At 60.7% G+C, this 17077-nt stretch carries 19 protein-coding genes; 11 read left to right on the forward strand and 8 right to left on the reverse strand.

Features of this window, described 5'->3' with window-relative positions:
- The first annotated feature begins 89 nt into the window (after positions 1 to 89).
- Entirely contained in the window at positions 90 to 2816 is a 2727-nt protein-coding gene (locus tag AC5YUO_RS17785) for a TIGR02302 family protein (protein ID WP_496156187.1), read from the forward strand.
- Positions 2817 to 3072: 256 nt separating this feature from the next.
- On the opposite strand, the gene AC5YUO_RS17790 is transcribed toward AC5YUO_RS17785, so the two are convergent.
- The 3 genes from AC5YUO_RS17790 to AC5YUO_RS17800 all read right to left on the reverse strand — a co-directional run bounded on the left by AC5YUO_RS17790 (position 3073) and on the right by AC5YUO_RS17800 (position 4857).
- Positions 3073 to 3432 (reverse strand): response regulator, encoded by a 360-nt coding sequence (locus AC5YUO_RS17790; protein WP_496156188.1) that lies wholly within the window; start codon positions 3430 to 3432, stop codon positions 3073 to 3075.
- 142 nt (positions 3433 to 3574) lie between these two features.
- A complete protein-coding gene (hpt, locus tag AC5YUO_RS17795; RefSeq protein WP_077985217.1) occupies positions 3575 to 4117 on the reverse strand; it encodes a hypoxanthine phosphoribosyltransferase in 543 nt (180 codons plus the stop codon).
- 68 nt (positions 4118 to 4185) lie between these two features.
- Entirely contained in the window at positions 4186 to 4857 is a 672-nt protein-coding gene (locus AC5YUO_RS17800) for a hypothetical protein (RefSeq protein WP_496156189.1), read from the reverse strand.
- Positions 4858 to 5059: 202 nt separating this feature from the next.
- Here AC5YUO_RS17800 and ftsE point away from each other — a divergent pair, with 202 nt between their 5' ends.
- The 4 genes from ftsE to AC5YUO_RS17820 all read left to right on the forward strand — a co-directional run bounded on the left by ftsE (position 5060) and on the right by AC5YUO_RS17820 (position 8477).
- Positions 5060 to 5719, forward strand: coding sequence for a cell division ATP-binding protein FtsE (gene ftsE / locus AC5YUO_RS17805; RefSeq protein ID WP_003497447.1), 660 nt, complete (start codon positions 5060 to 5062; stop codon positions 5717 to 5719).
- Positions 5712 to 6719: a cell division protein FtsX gene (locus AC5YUO_RS17810; protein WP_400813937.1), complete on the forward strand. Its 1008-nt coding sequence runs from the start codon at positions 5712 to 5714 to the stop codon at positions 6717 to 6719. The genes ftsE and AC5YUO_RS17810 overlap by 8 nt, the downstream gene beginning before the upstream one ends.
- Before the next feature lie 129 nt (positions 6720 to 6848).
- A complete protein-coding gene (locus AC5YUO_RS17815) occupies positions 6849 to 7565 on the forward strand; it encodes a YdcF family protein (RefSeq protein ID WP_400814034.1) in 717 nt (238 codons plus the stop codon).
- Positions 7566 to 7679: 114 nt separating this feature from the next.
- The gene (locus AC5YUO_RS17820) at positions 7680 to 8477 is read left to right on the forward strand and encodes a lysophospholipid acyltransferase family protein (RefSeq protein ID WP_400813934.1); all 798 of its coding nucleotides are present in this window, start codon (positions 7680 to 7682) and stop codon (positions 8475 to 8477) included.
- On the opposite strand, the gene AC5YUO_RS17825 is transcribed toward AC5YUO_RS17820, so the two are convergent.
- Entirely contained in the window at positions 8450 to 9001 is a 552-nt protein-coding gene (locus tag AC5YUO_RS17825; RefSeq protein WP_496156190.1) for a gamma-glutamylcyclotransferase, read from the reverse strand. The genes AC5YUO_RS17820 and AC5YUO_RS17825 overlap by 28 nt on opposite strands.
- 49 nt (positions 9002 to 9050) lie before the next feature.
- Between AC5YUO_RS17825 and AC5YUO_RS17830 the strand changes: the two genes are divergently transcribed.
- A complete protein-coding gene (locus AC5YUO_RS17830; protein ID WP_496156191.1) occupies positions 9051 to 10052 on the forward strand; it encodes a DUF2125 domain-containing protein in 1002 nt (333 codons plus the stop codon).
- 113 nt (positions 10053 to 10165) lie between these two features.
- Here the strand turns inward: AC5YUO_RS17830 and AC5YUO_RS17835 are convergent, their stop codons facing one another.
- The 3 genes from AC5YUO_RS17835 to AC5YUO_RS17845 all read right to left on the reverse strand — a co-directional run bounded on the left by AC5YUO_RS17835 (position 10166) and on the right by AC5YUO_RS17845 (position 13047).
- The gene (locus tag AC5YUO_RS17835) at positions 10166 to 11095 is read right to left on the reverse strand and encodes a prephenate/arogenate dehydrogenase family protein (RefSeq protein WP_496156514.1); all 930 of its coding nucleotides are present in this window, start codon (positions 11093 to 11095) and stop codon (positions 10166 to 10168) included.
- A complete protein-coding gene (gene hisC / locus AC5YUO_RS17840) occupies positions 11095 to 12201 on the reverse strand; it encodes a histidinol-phosphate transaminase (RefSeq protein WP_496156192.1) in 1107 nt (368 codons plus the stop codon). The genes AC5YUO_RS17835 and hisC overlap by 1 nt, the downstream gene beginning before the upstream one ends.
- Before the next feature lie 84 nt (positions 12202 to 12285).
- Positions 12286 to 13047, reverse strand: coding sequence for a class I SAM-dependent methyltransferase (locus AC5YUO_RS17845; RefSeq protein ID WP_400813922.1), 762 nt, complete (start codon positions 13045 to 13047; stop codon positions 12286 to 12288).
- Positions 13048 to 13166: 119 nt separating this feature from the next.
- Between AC5YUO_RS17845 and gloB the strand changes: the two genes are divergently transcribed.
- Positions 13167 to 13937: a hydroxyacylglutathione hydrolase gene (gene gloB / locus AC5YUO_RS17850; protein WP_496156193.1), complete on the forward strand. Its 771-nt coding sequence runs from the start codon at positions 13167 to 13169 to the stop codon at positions 13935 to 13937.
- Entirely contained in the window at positions 13937 to 14377 is a 441-nt protein-coding gene (locus AC5YUO_RS17855) for a cupin domain-containing protein (RefSeq protein ID WP_400813917.1), read from the forward strand. Before gloB ends, AC5YUO_RS17855 begins: the two co-directional genes overlap by 1 nt.
- A gap of 131 nt (positions 14378 to 14508) precedes the next feature.
- On the opposite strand, the gene AC5YUO_RS17860 is transcribed toward AC5YUO_RS17855, so the two are convergent.
- Positions 14509 to 15282, reverse strand: coding sequence for a DUF3108 domain-containing protein (locus tag AC5YUO_RS17860; protein WP_496156194.1), 774 nt, complete (start codon positions 15280 to 15282; stop codon positions 14509 to 14511).
- Positions 15283 to 15534: 252 nt separating this feature from the next.
- On the opposite strand from AC5YUO_RS17860, the gene rpmB reads away from it, so the two are divergent.
- From rpmB to AC5YUO_RS17875, 3 genes are all read left to right on the forward strand, one after another.
- Entirely contained in the window at positions 15535 to 15825 is a 291-nt protein-coding gene (rpmB, locus tag AC5YUO_RS17865) for a 50S ribosomal protein L28 (protein ID WP_003509888.1), read from the forward strand.
- 163 nt (positions 15826 to 15988) lie between these two features.
- The gene (locus AC5YUO_RS17870) at positions 15989 to 16627 is read left to right on the forward strand and encodes a queuosine precursor transporter (protein WP_496156196.1); all 639 of its coding nucleotides are present in this window, start codon (positions 15989 to 15991) and stop codon (positions 16625 to 16627) included.
- Positions 16628 to 16739: 112 nt separating this feature from the next.
- Positions 16740 to 17075: a pentapeptide repeat-containing protein gene (locus AC5YUO_RS17875; protein ID WP_496156197.1), complete on the forward strand. Its 336-nt coding sequence runs from the start codon at positions 16740 to 16742 to the stop codon at positions 17073 to 17075.
- The last annotated feature ends 2 nt before the right edge of the window (positions 17076 to 17077 follow it).

Below are 17077 nucleotides of genomic sequence, written 5' to 3' on the forward strand. Positions count from 1 at the left end.
CAAAGAATGTTATCCTTGCCCCCGTGATATGAACAGCGCGCCGTTCCGGGAATGGCGTTCGACGTGGCCAGAACCGGGAGAACGGATTGATGACCACTGCCGGAGAGGACAAGACTGGCGGAGAGGACAGGACGGGCAGAAAGCGCCCGACCGGCGCATTCGCGCAGCGGCCGGACCTTGCCCGCCGGGTTGCCGCCAAGCGCTTCTTCGCAAAAATCGTCCTGCTTGGCGAAAAAATCGCGCCGAAAACGCTGTGGCCGCTCTCCATCGCCGCCATCTTTCTGGCGCTTGCCTGGTTCGGCCTCTATCGGCACATGCCTGATGTCCTGCGGCTCGGCGTCGTGTTCGTTCTGGTTTTCAGCTTTATCGCCACGCTTCTGCCGATCCTTCGGCTGAAATGGCCGACGGATCATGACGCGTCGCGCCTTCTCGAAGATCGCAACGGTCTCGCGCACCAGCCGGTCGGCGTGCAGGAAGACGAGCCGGCCTTCGATACGCCTTTTTCCCGCACGCTCTGGAAAGAACACCAGATCCGCATGGCGGAGCGTATCGCCGCGCTGAATGCCGGCCTGCCGAAACCCGATATTGCCCGGTACGACCGTCTGGCGCTGCGCGCCATCCCCGCCCTCATTCTGGCAGCAGCATTCGGTTTCTCCTATTCGAATGGTGCGGGTACAATTGCCGATGCCTTCCGCAGCCGGCCGGTCGTCGGTCCGCTCAATCCCGATATCCGCCTCGATGCCTGGGTCACGCCACCCGCCTATACCGGCCGCGCACCGATCTTCCTGACCGGGCGCGATGCGTCCGGTCGCGACGCGGTTTCGGTGCCGCAATCCTCCAGGCTGACGATCCGCATGACCGGCGGCGATGGCGGCGAGGAAGTGACCTTCGAACCGGAAATGGCAGGCGCGCTGCAAAAGCTTGCACCGGAAGCGGCACGCGCCGACAGCGCAAGCGGCGATATCGCCGTTCAGACACCGATACGCTCAGCGGATCAGCCCGTCGCGCCGCGCACCTTCGCCATGGATGTTACCGAAAGCGGCATGATCACCGCCAATGGCGAACAATGGGTGTTCAACGTCATTCCCGACCAGCCGCCCAGCATCGCCTTCGACAACATGCCGCGCCGCGCCGTCAATGGCGCGCTGGAAGTGGGTTTTACCGCCAAGGACGATTATGGCCTGAAGGAAGCGCATGCCATCATCGAGCCCATCGGCGTGGCCGAAGGCGCGACCGCGCTTTATCCGCCGCCGGAATTCAAGCTCGATCTGCCGCGGCAGAACAATCGCGAGATCAAGGGCCTGACCAGCCGCAACCTGACCGAACATCCGATGGCGGGAAAACGCGTGCGCATCACGCTCGTGGCGACGGATGGCGCCGGCCAGACCGGCCGCAGCCCGGCACATGAAATGGTGCTGCCGGGCCGCAATTTCTCCGAACCACTGGCCGCTTCCGTTGCCGAACAGCGGCAGATCTTCTCGCTGGATACACGCCAGATGCCGAAGGCGATCGCCTATAACGAGGCGGTGGGCATGCGCCCCGAGGAGACCATTCCCAACACCACGCATTATCTCCTGCTGCAATCCGCCCAGACCCGCATGCGGCTCGCCTATAATGAGGAGATGCTGAAGGAGACGGCGGATTATCTCTGGGAAATCGCGCTTGGCATCGAGGATGGCGATCTTTCACAGGCCGAAAGACGCCTGCGCGATGCGCAGAACGCGCTGTCCGAAGCGCTGCAACGCAATGCCTCCGACGAGGAAATCGCCAAGCTGATGCAGGAACTGCGCGAAGCCATGCAGCAATTCATGAGCGAGCTTGCCCAGCGCATGCAAAATGCGCCGCAAGCCAACATGAACCAGCAGTCGCAAAACGTGCTGCGCCAGCGCGATCTGGAAAACATGATGAACCAGATCGAGAACCTCGCCCGCTCCGGCAATCGCGACGCGGCGCAGGAAATGCTTTCGCAGCTGCAGCGCATGATGAACAATCTGCAGGCCGGCCGGCCGCAGCGTCAGGGCCAGCAGGGGCAGCAGCAAAGCAGCAAGATGCGCCAGCAGATCGACAAGCTGGGCGAAATCCTGCAGCAGCAGCAGAAACTGATGGACGAGACCTTCAAGCTCGATCAGGCGCTTCGCGACCGCATGCAGCGCGGCGATCCGCAGCAGGGCGGGGAAAGCGAAGACGACCAGCAGATGGGCGAGAACGGTCAGCCGCCGCAACAGGGCCAGCAGGGTCAACAAGATCAACAGGGTCAAAATGGCCAGCAGGGCGGACAGCAGCAGAGCGACCAGATGACCGCCGAGCAATTGCGCGAGGCGCTGAAAAACCTCAGGGCGCAGCAGGATGCGCTCGGCAAGCAGCTCGGCGAATTGCAGCAGGGCCTTCGCGATCTCGGCATGGAACCGGGGGAAAACTTCGGCAAGGCCCAGCAGGAAATGCAAGGAGCGGGCGAAGCGCTGGGCAAGGGCCAGGGTGAACAGGCCGTCGAAGGTCAGGGCAATGCGCTGAACGCGTTGCGTCAGGGCGCACAGGACATGATGGGTCAGATCATGCAGGCCATGCGCCAGCAGGGGCAGCAGCCCGGACAGGGACAGGAAGGCATGGCCGGTCAGGGCGGCCAGAATGGCCGCGACCCGCTCGGCCGCCCGCGCAGCACCACCGGCCCGGATTTCGGCGATCAGGTTAAGGTGCCTGATGAGATCGACGTGCAGCGCGCCCGTGAAATTCTCGAGGTGATCCGCGAAAAGCTCGGCAACAATCCGCCGGGTGAAGTGGAACGGCGTTATCTGGAGCGGTTGCTGGATATTCGGTGAAGGTTATACGCACGGATCATAGTGCACGTCGATACGTCCTTAGAGCTTAAACTTTTCCGTCATGCCGGACTTGATCCGGCATCCAGCTGACGCGCGTCTGCGCGGCGGAAAGAGTTCTTTCAGCCCAAGGACTTGGGCTGGCTGGATTCCGGCTCAAGGTCGGAATGACGGAAGTAGGGAACTGCGCTGAGCCAGAGGCCGACCAACAAAAAAGGCGGCCTAACAGCCGCCCTTTCAATCTCTTCGCCCTTATCAATCAGGCCGCAAGCGCGCGCGCCACGGCCTTGCGAATATCCGGAAGCGCGAAGGGCTTGGAGACGACGTCGACAATCTTCTCCGCCAGATCGTCCGCACGTTCGCGCTGTTCGGCATAACCCGTCATCAGCAAAATGCGCATGGCCGGGAAGCGTTCGGCGGCGCGGTGCGCCAGCTCGATGCCATCCATGACCGGCATGCGGATATCCGAAAGAAGAAGATCGAAACTGGTTTCCTGGAGCTTCTCCAGCCCCTGCTCGCCATCCGCCGCCTCATAGGTCTCGTGACCGTCGAGACGGAGCGCCCGCGCCACGAAAGAACGCAGCGCATCCTCGTCTTCGGTAATCAGAATCTTTGCCATTACTCATTGCTCCTGGGCATCATTTCCAGCCGTGAGCAACATCGCAGGCTCCTCTTTTCAAGAGGTAAACACCCAGGCTTTGGCTGGGTGAATGGTTAATGAGGCGTCTCCGCCCTGTGCCGTTCCGGCACGGCAAATATGCTCAGGCGTCGCCGGTCACAACGCCGACAAAGGGCAGTTCGCGGAAGGCATAAGCGACATCCATGCCGTAACCCACGACGAAATAATCTGGACATTCAAAACCGACATAATCGGCCTCCAGATCTTCCTTGCGCTTCACCTTCTTGTCGAGCAGCACGGCGATGGTGACGTTGCGGGCGCCACGCTCGTAAAGCAGTTCCTTGGCGAAACGCAGCGTGCGGCCGGATTCGAGAATATCGTCGATCAGCAGGACATCGCGGTCCTTCACGTCGCTGTCGATATCCTTGACGATCCTGACGCCCTGGGACACCGTGCCGGCGCCATAGCTAGAGAGCGTGATGAACTCGACTTCCGGAGCAAGACCGCTGTCATGCAGCGCGCGGATAAGATCGGCCGCGAAAATGAACGATCCCTTGAGCACGGCGATGACCAGCAAATCCTTGGTCGGGCCGCTGGCAATGTGCTTGGCCATATCGCGATTGCGCTCGGCGATCTGCTCGGCGCTATAAAGCGGCTCGATGTTTTTTCCACGGACGACGGGCATTCTTACTCCTGTGCTGCGTCTTGCCGATTTTACCTTTCAGTAAAAATAGAAGACACGCGTTAGCACAGTCAGCGTTCGGACGCACCCGCCTCAACGAAGGAAAGCTTGATGTCAGGCGTTTTTCCACCGGGATGGCGCAACTTTGCCGAAAAACCATGGCTGAAACCCGGCTGCATCTCTTTGACCGGCGGTTCGATGACCATGCTCGCCACCAGCTGTCCCTTGGCGGCGAAGAGATCGGCGCGAAGGGCCGGCACCTCTTCCAGATGGCCGCCATTGTTTTCCACGATGCCGTTGATGAGCAGGATATCCATGCCGCCAGCCTCTTGCGGGGTCACGGTGACATGGGAAATGGCAAGCGGATTGACCGAGGCCGCAACGGCCGTCTTTTCCGGTATGACGACAGACAGACCGCCCGAACAGACGAAGACAAAAATGGCAAGCCCGGCCACCAGCGCCGAATAGGCATCGGCCGACAGGCGCGACAATCTGCGATCCACCCAGCCGATGAAAGCGAGGCAGAGCATGGCAAGGGTGACGGGTGGTTTTTCCATCTGCCGGCGCGCTGCGCCACGATTGTCATTTCCGGGCCGGCGCGCACGGTTTTCCTTGATGGTGACAAATTCCGCGTCTACCACATCGCGGTCGGGATTTGTCGCCCGCGCCGTGCGGCGCGCCGGCGTTTCCGGCATCAGGAGGTCAAAATCGAATGCCGCTTGCCGGCGAGATGAACGGAACATAGCCATAGAATTCCTTGGGTGAGGTTTTCCGGCCCGCAAAACTGGGCATTGCAACGAATCCTGCCAAGTTTTAAATTTAATTGGTTAATGCTTCGCAAAAACGGCTCGCACAGGCCACCGGAACCGGGTTAAACCCGCGCCGTCCGGGCCTCATGCGCCGGCGGCTTGCGAACCACCACGAAACGAAGAGACTGGAAGTCCGTTGATCCATTTCGAAAATGTCGGGTTGCGTTACGGCATGGGACCCGAGATCCTGAGGGACATGACCTTCGATATTCCCAAGGGTTCGTTCCAGTTTCTGACCGGCCCTTCGGGTGCGGGCAAAACGACGCTGCTGCGCCTGCTTTTGATGTCGCTCCAGCCCACCCGCGGCAATATCCGCATGTTCAATCGTGATGTGTCGCGCATTCCGCGCAGCGAGCTGCCGATGCTGCGCCGCCGCGTCGGCATCGTGTTTCAGGATTTCCGGCTGCTCGATCATCTGACCACCTATGAGAATGTCGCTTTGCCGCTGCGCGTGCGCGGCAAGGAAGAGAGCGCCTATCGCAACGACGTGATCGAGCTTCTGAAATGGGTCGGGCTCGGCGAGCGTATCAACGTACTGCCGGCCATTCTTTCCGGTGGGGAAAAGCAGCGCGCCGCCATCGCCCGCGCGCTGATGGACCAGCCGGAAATATTGCTGGCCGACGAGCCGACCGGCAACGTCGATCCGCCGATGGCCAAGCGCCTTCTCAACCTTTTCCTGGAACTCAACCGGCTGGGCACGGCCGTCGTCATCGCCACCCATGATTTTGGCCTGATGGACCAGATCGATGCGCGCCGGATGATCCTGACTGAAGGGCGGCTCGACATCTATGAATGAGATCAACCGCAAACCGTTGAAGCCGGAAGCGGCGCAGCCGAAACGCCCGCCCATGCGCATCCGACCGATGGCGCCCATCCTGCCGCCCTCCAATATTCAGGGTAATGCGCTGATGGTGGTGATCGCCATCATGGCCTTTCTCGCCTGCCTCACCCTTGGCGCCGTCTCCATGGTGCGCGCCACCGCCGCCACCTGGCAGAGCCAGATTTCCCGCGAGATCACCATCCAGATCAAGCCTGAAGACGGGCTGGACATGGATGCGGCGCTCTCCAAGGCGCGCAATCTGGCGCTCACCTTTGTCGGCACGCGCGATGGCACGATCCTCGACGATGCGGCGACATCGCGTCTGCTGGAGCCATGGCTCGGCAGCGGTCTCGATCTTTCCGAACTGCCGGTGCCGCGTCTCGTCGTCATCACCATCGATGAAAACAACCCGCCCGATTTCCAGGCGATGCGGGACATGCTGAAGGCGGAAATTCCTCAAGCCTTTCTCGACGACCACCGCACCTGGGTCGACAGGCTGGTCTCCATGGCCAGAACCACCGTCATGATCGGCGTCGGCGTCCTCATCCTCGTCTTCACCGCCATGGTGCTGACGGTGGTGTTCGCCACGCGCGGCGCGCTTTCCGGCAACCGGCACATTGTCGAGGTGCTGCATTTCGTCGGTGCCGAAAGCAGCTTTGTGGCGCGCGAATTCCAGAAGCACTTTTTGAAGATCAGCCTCAAGGGCGCCGCGGCAGGCAGCGCGCTGGCCGCCGCCGTGTTCCTCGTCGCCGGTTTCTGGCAGTCGAGCACGGTCGCGACGCCACAAAGCGATCAGGCAAGCGCACTTTTCGGCTCGTTTTCGGTCGGTCTCGGCGGTTATCTCGGCATCGCCATGACGATGATCATCATCGCGCTCCTCACCACCATCACGGCGCGCATGACCGTTATCCGCACCATCGACGATATCGACCGTGTCCGGTCCGATCCATCGAAAAGCGACGGCCTTGCATCGTGAGAATGCCCCCCGGAATCCTGCGGGAAAACTGAAACCGTCACACGCCGGATGTAACCTGCGGACGGTGGACAAAAATGCCTGTTCCTTGCCTTAATCGGCGAGTATTCAGGAGGAATGTTTGTGAGTCGGATGGACCAGGATCAGACGACGGTGCGGCCGGCCAGGAAGGGCCTGTTGTCGCGGCGTGGTCCTCTGCGCCGTTTTATTCGCGGCCTCATCCTGCTTTGCGTCGTCGCACTGGGTGCGTTTTCCGGCGGTTTCCTGTGGTTTGCCGATTCCGTCGCCTCCATGCGTCCGCCCGAGGGAGCGAGAGGGGATGCCATCATCGTGCTTACCGGGGGTTATCAGCGGATCGAACAGGCGGTCGGCCTGCTCCGGGACGGCGTGGGCAAGCGGCTTTTAATCTCCGGCGTCAACCCGGCCACAACCCGCTCGCAGATCCGCAAGATGACTCAAGGGTCTTCCGACATGTTCTCCTGCTGCGTCGATATGGGCTACAAGGCGATCGACACGATCGGCAACGCCAATGAGGCGGCAAGCTGGATACGCGATCACAACTATTCCTCCATTGTCGTCGTCACCAATAATTACCACATGCATCGCAGCCTGCATGAATTGCGCAGCGCCAGCCCGCAGACGGAATTCATCGCCTATCCCGTCATCAGCGCCGATCTCGCCCGCACCAACTGGTTCGTGGAGCCGGATGTGGTGAGAACCATGCTCTATGAATATCTGAAGTTCGTGGCTGCGGCCGGACGGGACCTCACCGGCTTCGGCAAGGGCGATGGCCTGCGCAAGGCCGCCACGGATCACGCCCCGCCGAAAGTCACGGCGGCTTCGTCGTAAGCATCCAGAAACACGCTTGCTGCCGCCCCTTGTTTTCGTGTAGGCGTCTGGCATCGGCATCCGGCATCGAGACGCTCAAAGTTTCGGGACGGCTGCATCCCGGGAAGGCTGTTGATGCTCAAACTGCGCTCTTTTCTTTTCAATACGCTGTTTTACCTCAATCTGATTGTCCGCATGATCGTGCTGACGCCGATCTATTTCATCCTGCCGCGCAAGATCGCCTTTGAAATCCCCAAGAACTGGGCGCGATCCAACCATTGGCTGATGAAAACCATCGTCGGCACCACATTTGAAATCGAGGGGCTGGAGAATATTCCGGAAACCGGCTGCATCTTCGCCCCCAAGCATCAATCCTTCTGGGATACCTACGCGCTGCTGCCCAATCTGCCAGACCCCGTCTATATTCTGAAACGGGAGCTGATGTGGATTCCGCTGTTTGGCTGGTATGTGATGAAACAGCGCATGATCCCGGTCAACCGCGCCGCGCGCGGCAAGGTGATGCTGAAGGTTATGGAGCGGGCGAAAGAGGAAATGGCCGCAGGCCGCGAACTCATCATCTATCCCGAAGGCACGCGCCGCCCGCCGGGCGCGGAGCCTGAATATCGTTACGGCATAGCAAGGCTTTACCGTGACCTTCAGGTGCCGGTCATTCCCGTTGCCATGCATCCCGGTCTCTTCTGGCCGCGCCGGTCCACCATGCGTTATCCCGGCCATTTCAAGGTGCGCATTCTGCCGGCCATCGAGCCGGGGCTCGACCCCGACGTGTTTTTCAAGCGATTGATCGACGTGACGGAAAAGGCGAGCGACGAGCTGCTTCTGGAAACCGTGCGCAACAACCCGCATTTGCCGCTGCCGCCGACCGCCGTGAAGCGGATCGCCGAACTTCAGGGCAAGGACACCGCCGCCGGCTGAGCGGCGAGTGTGCCGACATTTTTTGCGATGCTCTCCAGCAGGGAGTCGCGAATGCCCATCTCCTGCAGATGCTGCACGGTGTTGAAGACATAATCCGTGTTCGGCCCGGAACGACCGGTGGCGGCCGCGATGATGACAGCCGATTCGGCAACGCCGAGGCCGCCGATATATTGCTCATGCGCGGGATCGGCCACATAGGTCACCGCACTGCCGCGCCGGCCATTGGCGAGCGCAATGGAAACCACCCGCTCCTTGTAGACATTCGTCACCAGTTCGCGCTCGCGCAGATAGGCCATGACGGGATCGTGGTCCTCTCCCCGCACGCGGAAAGCGACACCAAGGCAGGAACCGCCGCGCTCCAGACCGAGGACGAGGCCGGGCTTTTCATCCGTGCCTCTGTAAAAATTGGAACTGATGCAGAGCGAGCGCCGATAACCGTGCAGCCGGGCCTGCTGCCGCTCCTCGAAAGCGAAGCCGGGGTTCCACATCAACGAACCGTAGCCAAAGACCCAAAAATCGTCCATATCCCAAGCCAAATCAAAATTCCCTGAAGTCTGTTCATCGGAGATCAATATGGCAGCGTCAAGCCAATCCGGCACGGCCAAAAAATTCCTCTGGCTCGCCGTCGCCATCCTCGTGGTCATCGGACTTTACACCGCCGGGTGGTTTTATGCCGCCGAGCGGCTGAAGCAGACGGTGCTGAACGTCATTGCCCCCTCGCAGGCCCGCAGCGTCAGCGGCGATTGCGGCGATATCGCCTTCAAGGGCTATCCCTTCCGCATCGGCCTCTTCTGCTCCAAGGTAACGGTGGATGACAAGGAGAACGGCGTTTCCGCTTCCTTCGGCGAACTTCGCTCGGCAGCCCAGGTCTATAATCCCGGGCATATCGTCTGGGAGCTCGATTCGCCCGCGGAAATCCGCTCCGCCCACGGGCTGACGATTTCGGCCGCCTGGCAGAACATGCAGTCCAGCATCGTCACCAAGCTGAAGGGCATCGACCGCAGCTCGCTCGTCATCGACGGGCTGAAAGCGCAGGCGGTTTCCTCCGTCACCGGCCAGACGATCGACTTCGATGCCGTCAAGACGGAGATGCACCTGCGCCAGAACGGCGCCGATCTCGATGGGGCGATCACGCTTACCAAGTCGGCGACCGTTATCAAGGACTGGCCGCAGGTTCTTCCGCGCCTCGACGCCATCTTGGATGTCACGCTCGCGGGCAAGGCGGGCATGGTGGATGGCAGCGACAAATCCGGCCTATATGGCACGAGCGGCGAACTTCGCCGGCTGGTGGCCGATATTGGCGAGGGTCGCACCATGCACATCAGCGGCCCCTTCTCCTTCGACAATGAGGGTTATCTCTCCGGTCAGTTCAAGCTGGAAATCGAAAAGCTCGGCGCATGGTCGGACAATGCCAAACAGGCGTTTCCGCAGCTGCAATCCACCATCGATACCGCCCGCAAGCTGCTCGGCGCGCTGGCCGGCGGCGGCGACAGGGCATCCGTCGACCTCGTAGTGGATCGCGGCCGCGCCACCGTCAGCGGCTTCATTCCGCTGGGCAAGATTCCGCCGATTTGAGCAGTTGATTTATACCCTCTGTCATCCTCGGGCTTGACCCGAGGATCCATGCTGCGTCGGATCGTGGATCCTCGGGTCAAGCCCGAGGATGACAGAGGGAGACTAAATGCGCCCTACTTCTTCTGATCCAGCGCGTGACGCCCAAAGTCCGGCGCGTCGACATCCTGACCGGCCTGGACGATCGAGCGGCGGATGGCGCGGGTGCGGGAAAACAGTTCGAACAGCTTGTCGCCCTCTCCCCAGCGGATCGCCCTTTGCAGCGAGGCGAGGTCTTCGGAAAACCGCGCCAGCATCTCAAGGATCGCATCCTTGTTATGCAGGCAGACATCGCGCCACATGGTTGGGTCAGAGGCGGCCAGACGGGTGAAGTCACGGAAACCGGAAGCGGAATATTTGATGACTTCCGATTCGGTCACCGTCTCCAGATCATCCGCCGTGCCGACAATGTTGTAGGCGATGATGTGCGGCAGATGCGAAACGATCGCCAGAACCTTGTCGTGGTGTTCGGCATCCATTTCATCCACGCGCGAACCGAGCGCCCGCCAGAAATCCTTCAGGCTTTCCAGAGCCTCGGCATCCGTGCCCGGCAGCGGCGTGAAGATGCACCAGCGCTCGCGGAAGAGGCCGGCAAAGCCGGCATCCGGGCCGGATTTTTCCGTACCCGCCAGCGGATGGCCGGGAATGAAATGCACGTTATCAGGCATATGCGGGGCCATCTGCGCGATGACCGAGGCCTTGGTGGAGCCGACATCGGTGACGATGGCGCCCGGTTTCAGATGCGGTGCGATCTGCTGCGCGACGCTTTCCGAGGCACCGACCGGCACCGAAACGATGACGAGATCGGCATCCTTCACCGCTTCCGCCGCCGAAACCGTGTAATCCGTGCCGAGCGCCAGTTCTTCCGCCCGTTTCAGCGTGTCTTCGCTGCGGGTGGAAATCGTCACGTGGCGGGCAAGCCCCAGCTCTTTGATATCGCGGGCAATCGACGAACCGATCAGGCCGATGCCGATCAGCGCGATGCGTTCAAACATGATTTCCCCCATCACGCCTGCCCCATGAACTCGGTGAGAGCAGCGATGACGCCGAGATTGGCCTCTTCGGAACCGACGGTCATTCTCAGCGCATTGGGGAAGCCGTAACCGCGCACCGCACGCAGGATGTAACCGCGACGGCTCAGGAACTCATCGGCATCCGTCGCCCGCTTGCCGTCCTGGTCCGGGAAATGGATGAGGATGAAGTTGGTGACCGAAGGCGTGAGGGTGAGGCCGAGGCCGGTAAAGGCCGTGACCAGCTTTTCCATCCACAGCGTATTGTGCGCCACGGCCTTCTCTACGAAGGCCTGATCACGGATGGCCGCAGCCCCGGCCGCGATGGCCGGCGCGCTCATGTTGAAGGGGCCGCGCACGCGGTTCAGCGCATCGATAATATCCACCGGGGCATACATCCAGCCCACACGCAGTGCGGCCAGACCGTAAACCTTGGAGAAGGTGCGGGTCATCACCACGTTGCGGTTGCCGGAAACCAACTCCAGCCCGGCTTCGTAGTCATTCTTGCGGACATATTCGGCATAGGCCGCATCCAGCACCAGCACGACATGTTTCGGCAGCCCGGCCTGCAGGCGGCGGATTTCCGCGACGGGAACATAGGTGCCGGTGGGATTGCCGGGATTGGCGATGAAAACCATCCTGGTCTTCGGCGTCACGGCGGCGAGGATCGCATCCACATCGACAGCGCAATCCTTTTCCTTCACCGTCACCGGGGTCGCGCCCGCACCCATGATCTGGATCTTGTAGACGAGAAAACCGTGTTCGGTGATGATCGCCTCATCGCCCGCGCCCAGATAAACGTGGCAAAGCAGGCCGAGAAGCTCATCCGAACCATTGCCGCACAGGATGTTTGCAATGTTGAGACCATGCACATCGGCAATCGCCTGACGCAGCGCGATCGCCTGACCGTCCGGATAGATTTCCAGATGGCTGGCGGCGCTGCTGAAAACCTCTATCGCCTTCGGGCTCGGCCCAAGCGGCGTTTCATTGGAGGAGAGCTTATAAACCTTCGCGACGCCGTCCCCATGTTCCTTGCCGGGAACATAAGCGGCGATATCCAGAATACCCGGACGCGGAACAGGTTGGTTAAGCTCTGCACTCATTTGATCGACCTTTGGAAAAACGCCGGAGAACCCGGCAAAAGCAATGCCGGAGGCATTAGACCGGAATGGGCGCTTTGTCGAGGGTCAGCGCGGCTTTCCCTGCGAGGTGGCAGCGCGAGTCGTTGGAACCCCCTGCGGCGCGAGCACGGGCACAAAAACGCGACGCGAGGCGCGCTGGGTGACGGGCAATCCCTGATAGAGACGCTTCTGGGCCTCCACCACGATGACGCCGGAAAACAGCGGCCAGAGGCGACGGCCGGTATGTTCGAGGTAACGGCGGAACTTCAGTACCGGCCGGCTGGTGGTGGGCGGAAAGAACAGCGCCTCGGCGGTGGCGCCCGGCGTGAAATTGGTTTCGCGCAAAAGCGCCGTCAGCTGCCCGCGAGAATAGGGCCGGCCGGAACCGAAGGGCGTATGCTCCATGCGCGCCCAGACCCCGCGCCGGTTCGGCACCACGATGACCAGACGGCCGCCGGGCGCCAGCACCCGCCACAGTTCCTTCAAGCTTTCGCGTGGATTTTCGGCAAATTCCAGCGCATGCACCATCAAGACGCGATCGATCGACGCATCGGGCAGCGGCAGTTCCTCGTCAAACACCAGCGCCGTGGAAGATAGCTCGCCCGCCGGCCAGTTCACCGCCCCCTGCCCCGCCGGCATGAAGGCAAAGGTGCGCTCCGTATCGCGGCGAAACCGCTCCAGAAACGGCACGGCGTAACCAAGGCCGACCAGCCGCTCTTCCGGCAAGGGTGGCCACAGCGTCGAAAGCGCCATGGTGATCGCCTGCTCGGCCGAGCGGCCAAGCGGAGAATGATAGAATTCGCGCAGATCGACGATATCGGTATTCATGGGCGAGAATGTAGCATCAGGCGGTTGGACTTCAAGGCGTCTGCCCTTACATTGGAAATCAGTTGGGAAAGTCAGGCGGGCGAATGCGCCGGTTTTGGCCGGCAAATGGAGAGGATACGATGAAACCTTTGGAAATAGACGTCTTTCTTTGCCGTAGCGACAATTTCGGGGTTCTCCTGCACGACCCTGAAAGCGGGGCGACCGCGACCATCGACGCGCCGGAAGAAGGCCCTATCCTGCAGGCTCTCGACGGCCATGGCTGGAAGCTCACGCATATCTTCACCACTCACCACCATCAGGACCATGTGGAAGCCAATCTGGCGCTGAAGGACAAGTTCCGCTGCGAGGTATACGGCCCCTATGACGAGGCGATCGCAATCCCTGGCCTCGACCGCTCGCAGGCGGATGGCGATGAATTCGAATTTGCCGGACGCCGCGTTCAGGTCATCGCCACACCCGGCCATACGGCTGGCCACATCTGTTATTATCTGCCCGATGACGGGCTGCTGTTTGCCGCCGATACGCTGTTTGCCATGGGCTGCGGCCGCCTGTTCGAACGCCCGGCGGCGGATATGTGGCATTCCTTCCAGAAGCTGATGGCCCTGCCGGATGACACGAAGGTCTATTTCGGCCACGAATATACGCTGAGCAATGCCCGTTTTGCCCTGACCGTCGATCCCGACAATGCCGTGCTGCGCGAACGTGCGGAATGGGTGGAAAAGGCAAGACAGGCAAATGAATTCACCATCCCCACCACCATCGGGCTCGAAAAACAGACCAATCCCTACATGCGCGTGGCGGATGCCGGTATCCGCAGACATCTTGGCCTCGAAAGCACCACCGATGCCGATGTCTTCGCGGAAATCCGCACGCGCAAGGACAATTTCTGATGGGAACGGATATATCCGCGCAGGCGATCATTCGCGAACTGGGGCTGGAGCCGCATCCCGAGGGCGGCTTCTACCACCAGACCTTCCGTGACAGGGCCGGCGGCGAGCGCGGCCATTCAACGGCGATCTATTATCTCTTGGAAAAAGGCGTACGCTCGCACTGGCACCGGGTTACCGATGCGGTGGAGGTGTGGCACTATTATGCCGGCGCACCAATCGCGCTGCATCTTTCGCAGGACGGCCGGGAAGTGCAGACCTTCACGCTCGGCCCCGCCATTCTGGAGGGCGAGCGCCCACAGGTGATCGTGCCGGCCAATTGCTGGCAATCGGCGGAAAGCCTTGGCGATTTCACCCTCGTCGGCTGCACCGTCTCCCCGGGCTTTGCGTTTTCGAGCTTCGTCATGGCCGAACCCGGCTGGTCGCCGGGCGATGCGCCGTAACCTCAGGGGGCGAGCGTCGAGATATCCGGAGAGCGTGCCCCCTCATCCGACCCTTCGGGCCACCTTCTCCCCGGCGGGGAGAAGAAACACGCCGCACCGCCGGGCGTCAATCAGCCGGCAACAAACCTTCGTCAGCCGCCGTACTTCGTGGCGGTGATATAAACCTGCCCCACCCGCGTTGGAATGATCGCATAAACGGGCGCATAGACATCCATATTGTTCGACTTGGCGAACCATATCTCCATCGAGATCGATTTCAGATATTCGATATCCTTGCGTCCCTGCCGGTAACCCGACTTCGGCACGTAACGCGCCTTGCAGACGATGGCGTCGCCACTGAAACCGTTCGTCTTGAAAGGCTTGGTGCCGCTGGAACTCAAAACGAGATCGAGTCGCGATTCGCCGTCATAGATCGGCAGGCGAGTCGGGCAGATGCGGCCGCCCGCGGGAATGATGAGACCGGAAATCGGGTCCAGAACCGAGCGCAGGTCTCGATCCTTCACATCCACCCAATTGTCCGGACGGGCCTTCGGCTCGGGTTTCACCGTCGTCGATGTGACGTTGCCGTTGCGATAGACGACGTCATAGGTTCGCACGCGCTTGCCGTCCTTGTAGACCAGCGAATATTCATTGGCCTGCAGCCGGTGACCTCGCTTGGCGCCCGACACGGTCGTCTTGCCGGAAATATCCTTCAGAATGCTGGCGAGGCCGGCGGCACTGAAGGAACCGGAGATCGAATAATTCGGGCCATTCATGCGAGTCGAAAAACTTGCCCGCGCGATCGGCAAAATGCCGAGATTGATGCTGTATTCGCTTGTGTGGCGCGCTTCGGCGGCGAGCGAGGGGGAGACGCCCGCAAACGCTACAGCAGCGGCCATGAAAATGCTTTTTCCTCTGGCAATCATTTCGATATCACCTTAAAAGAGGCGCGGAAGCGGCCTTATCGGGCGATCATATACGCTGACTTGTGGCAATAAAAAAGCGGACGACGGTTGAAAACGCCGGAATTTCCTTTGATTTGATCGCGAGCGGCTTGACTGTTAAGTCTCGTCTGACTATAGAACCGCAACTTTCCAATCATGGCCAGTTGGATTGCCACCCCGGTTTCGCCGGTGGCGAGCCAGTGGTGAAACAGACGAAACGAAATAGGTGTACCCATGTCCCGTGTATGCGAATTGACCGGCAAGGGCGTCCAGACGGGCAACAACGTCAGCCACGCCAACAACAAGACCAAGCGCCGGTTCCTTCCGAACCTCTGCCAGGTCACGTTGATCTCCGATGCTCTCGGCCAGCGCTTCCGCCTGCGTGTTTCCGCAGCCGCTCTGCGCTCCGTTGAACACCGTGGCGGCCTCGATGCTTTCCTTCTGAAGTCCGGCGAAAACGAACTGAGCATGCGCGCTCGTCTCCTGCGCCGCCAGATCGCCAAGAAGACGGCTGAAGCTGCTTAATAGCGGCTTCGCATCATCTGATATTCAGAAGGCTTGAATGGCTTTTGCCGCTCAAGCCTTTTGTTTGTTCCAGATTTTAGTTGCATCGGATTTTGCGGAAACCGTTTCAGACGTTTCGCTCCGATGTTTGGCTCCAACTGGTGGCATCACCCAGGATAAAAAAATGCCCTATCTGCGCTTTACGCTTATCTACGTGCTGCTGATGACGCTCGTCGTCGTCGCCTCCAATATTCTGGTGCAATATCCGCTGTCGGGCTCGCTGTTTGGTATCAACCTCGGCGACCTTCTGACCTGGGGCGCCTTCACCTATCCGGTCGCCTTCCTCGTCACCGACCTGACGAACCGCCAGTTCGGCCCCTCGGTCGCGCGCCGGGTGGTGCTTGCCGGCTTCGTCGTCGGCGTCACGCTGTCCTTCTGGACATCCATCCCCCGCATCGCCGTCGCCTCCGGCACCGCCTATCTGATCGGCCAGCTGCTCGATATTTCGGTCTTCAACCGCCTGCGCCGTCAGCGCTGGTGGCATGCGCCGCTTGCCGGCTCCATGCTGGGTTCGGTGCTGGATACGGCGCTGTTCTTCTCCATCGCCTTTGCCGCAAGCTTCTCCTTTGTCGGCCCTAACGATGCCTTCGCCATCGAAAGCGCGCCGCTGCTCGGCGTTCTCGCCCTGGAAGCACCCCGGTGGATTTCCTGGGCACTGGGTGATCTTTCCGTCAAGGTCCTCGTCGGCCTCGTCATGCTCTTGCCTTACGGCGCGCTGATGAACACGCTGAAGCCGATGCCGGGCGCCGTCAAATCGGGCTGACATTTTCGTCAGCCGGATTTTGATGTTAGAGCGCGCGGATCAAATCGCGCTTGCAAACCCAAAGGTGGCGTTGCAGTCTGCCGCCCGTGTCACAGCGCGGAGGCGGATCAACATGCAGATCAAGGATGTTATCGACATTGTGGATGCCACCAGCGCCACGCTTTCGGGCTCAAGCTTCGATGACGTCAATCTGTCGGGAACCACCTTCGAAAACGTCAATCTGGCCGGCACACGCTTCAACGACATCAACTTTTCCGGTGCATCGTTTACGGACAGCAACATGTCCGGCTGGTCAATCGATGACGTCAATTTTACCGGATTGAAACTGAGCCATTCAAACCTGTCCGGCGCGCAGATAACGGCATGCCGGATGACCGGCATGAAGATCGACGGCATTCCGGTCGAGGATCTGCTGGCTGCCTACAAGGCAGCGCAGGAGACGGCCTGATA

The sequence above is a fragment of the Agrobacterium sp. LEGMi-208b genome (assembly GCF_059511785.1).

What these genes read in the sequence shown, in the direction of transcription:
- AC5YUO_RS17785 (WP_496156187.1), top strand. Translation starts at nt 90, where the DNA reads ATGACCACTGCCGGAGAGGACAAGACTGGCGGAGAGGACAGGACGGGC.
- AC5YUO_RS17790 (WP_496156188.1), bottom strand. Translation starts at nt 3,432, where the DNA reads ATGGCAAAGATTCTGATTACCGAAGACGAGGATGCGCTGCGTTCTTTC.
- hpt (WP_077985217.1), bottom strand. Translation starts at nt 4,117, where the DNA reads ATGCCCGTCGTCCGTGGAAAAAACATCGAGCCGCTTTATAGCGCCGAG.
- AC5YUO_RS17800 (WP_496156189.1), bottom strand. Translation starts at nt 4,857, where the DNA reads ATGTTCCGTTCATCTCGCCGGCAAGCGGCATTCGATTTTGACCTCCTG.
- AC5YUO_RS17810 (WP_400813937.1), top strand. Translation starts at nt 5,712, where the DNA reads ATGAATGAGATCAACCGCAAACCGTTGAAGCCGGAAGCGGCGCAGCCG.
- AC5YUO_RS17815 (WP_400814034.1), top strand. Translation starts at nt 6,849, where the DNA reads ATGGACCAGGATCAGACGACGGTGCGGCCGGCCAGGAAGGGCCTGTTG.
- AC5YUO_RS17820 (WP_400813934.1), top strand. Translation starts at nt 7,680, where the DNA reads ATGCTCAAACTGCGCTCTTTTCTTTTCAATACGCTGTTTTACCTCAAT.
- AC5YUO_RS17825 (WP_496156190.1), bottom strand. Translation starts at nt 9,001, where the DNA reads ATGGACGATTTTTGGGTCTTTGGCTACGGTTCGTTGATGTGGAACCCC.
- AC5YUO_RS17830 (WP_496156191.1), top strand. Translation starts at nt 9,051, where the DNA reads ATGGCAGCGTCAAGCCAATCCGGCACGGCCAAAAAATTCCTCTGGCTC.
- AC5YUO_RS17835 (WP_496156514.1), bottom strand. Translation starts at nt 11,095, where the DNA reads ATGGGGGAAATCATGTTTGAACGCATCGCGCTGATCGGCATCGGCCTG.
- hisC (WP_496156192.1), bottom strand. Translation starts at nt 12,201, where the DNA reads ATGAGTGCAGAGCTTAACCAACCTGTTCCGCGTCCGGGTATTCTGGAT.
- AC5YUO_RS17845 (WP_400813922.1), bottom strand. Translation starts at nt 13,047, where the DNA reads ATGAATACCGATATCGTCGATCTGCGCGAATTCTATCATTCTCCGCTT.
- gloB (WP_496156193.1), top strand. Translation starts at nt 13,167, where the DNA reads ATGAAACCTTTGGAAATAGACGTCTTTCTTTGCCGTAGCGACAATTTC.
- AC5YUO_RS17855 (WP_400813917.1), top strand. Translation starts at nt 13,937, where the DNA reads ATGGGAACGGATATATCCGCGCAGGCGATCATTCGCGAACTGGGGCTG.
- AC5YUO_RS17860 (WP_496156194.1), bottom strand. Translation starts at nt 15,282, where the DNA reads ATGATTGCCAGAGGAAAAAGCATTTTCATGGCCGCTGCTGTAGCGTTT.
- rpmB (WP_003509888.1), top strand. Translation starts at nt 15,535, where the DNA reads ATGTCCCGTGTATGCGAATTGACCGGCAAGGGCGTCCAGACGGGCAAC.
- AC5YUO_RS17870 (WP_496156196.1), top strand. Translation starts at nt 15,989, where the DNA reads ATGCCCTATCTGCGCTTTACGCTTATCTACGTGCTGCTGATGACGCTC.
- AC5YUO_RS17875 (WP_496156197.1), top strand. Translation starts at nt 16,740, where the DNA reads ATGCAGATCAAGGATGTTATCGACATTGTGGATGCCACCAGCGCCACG.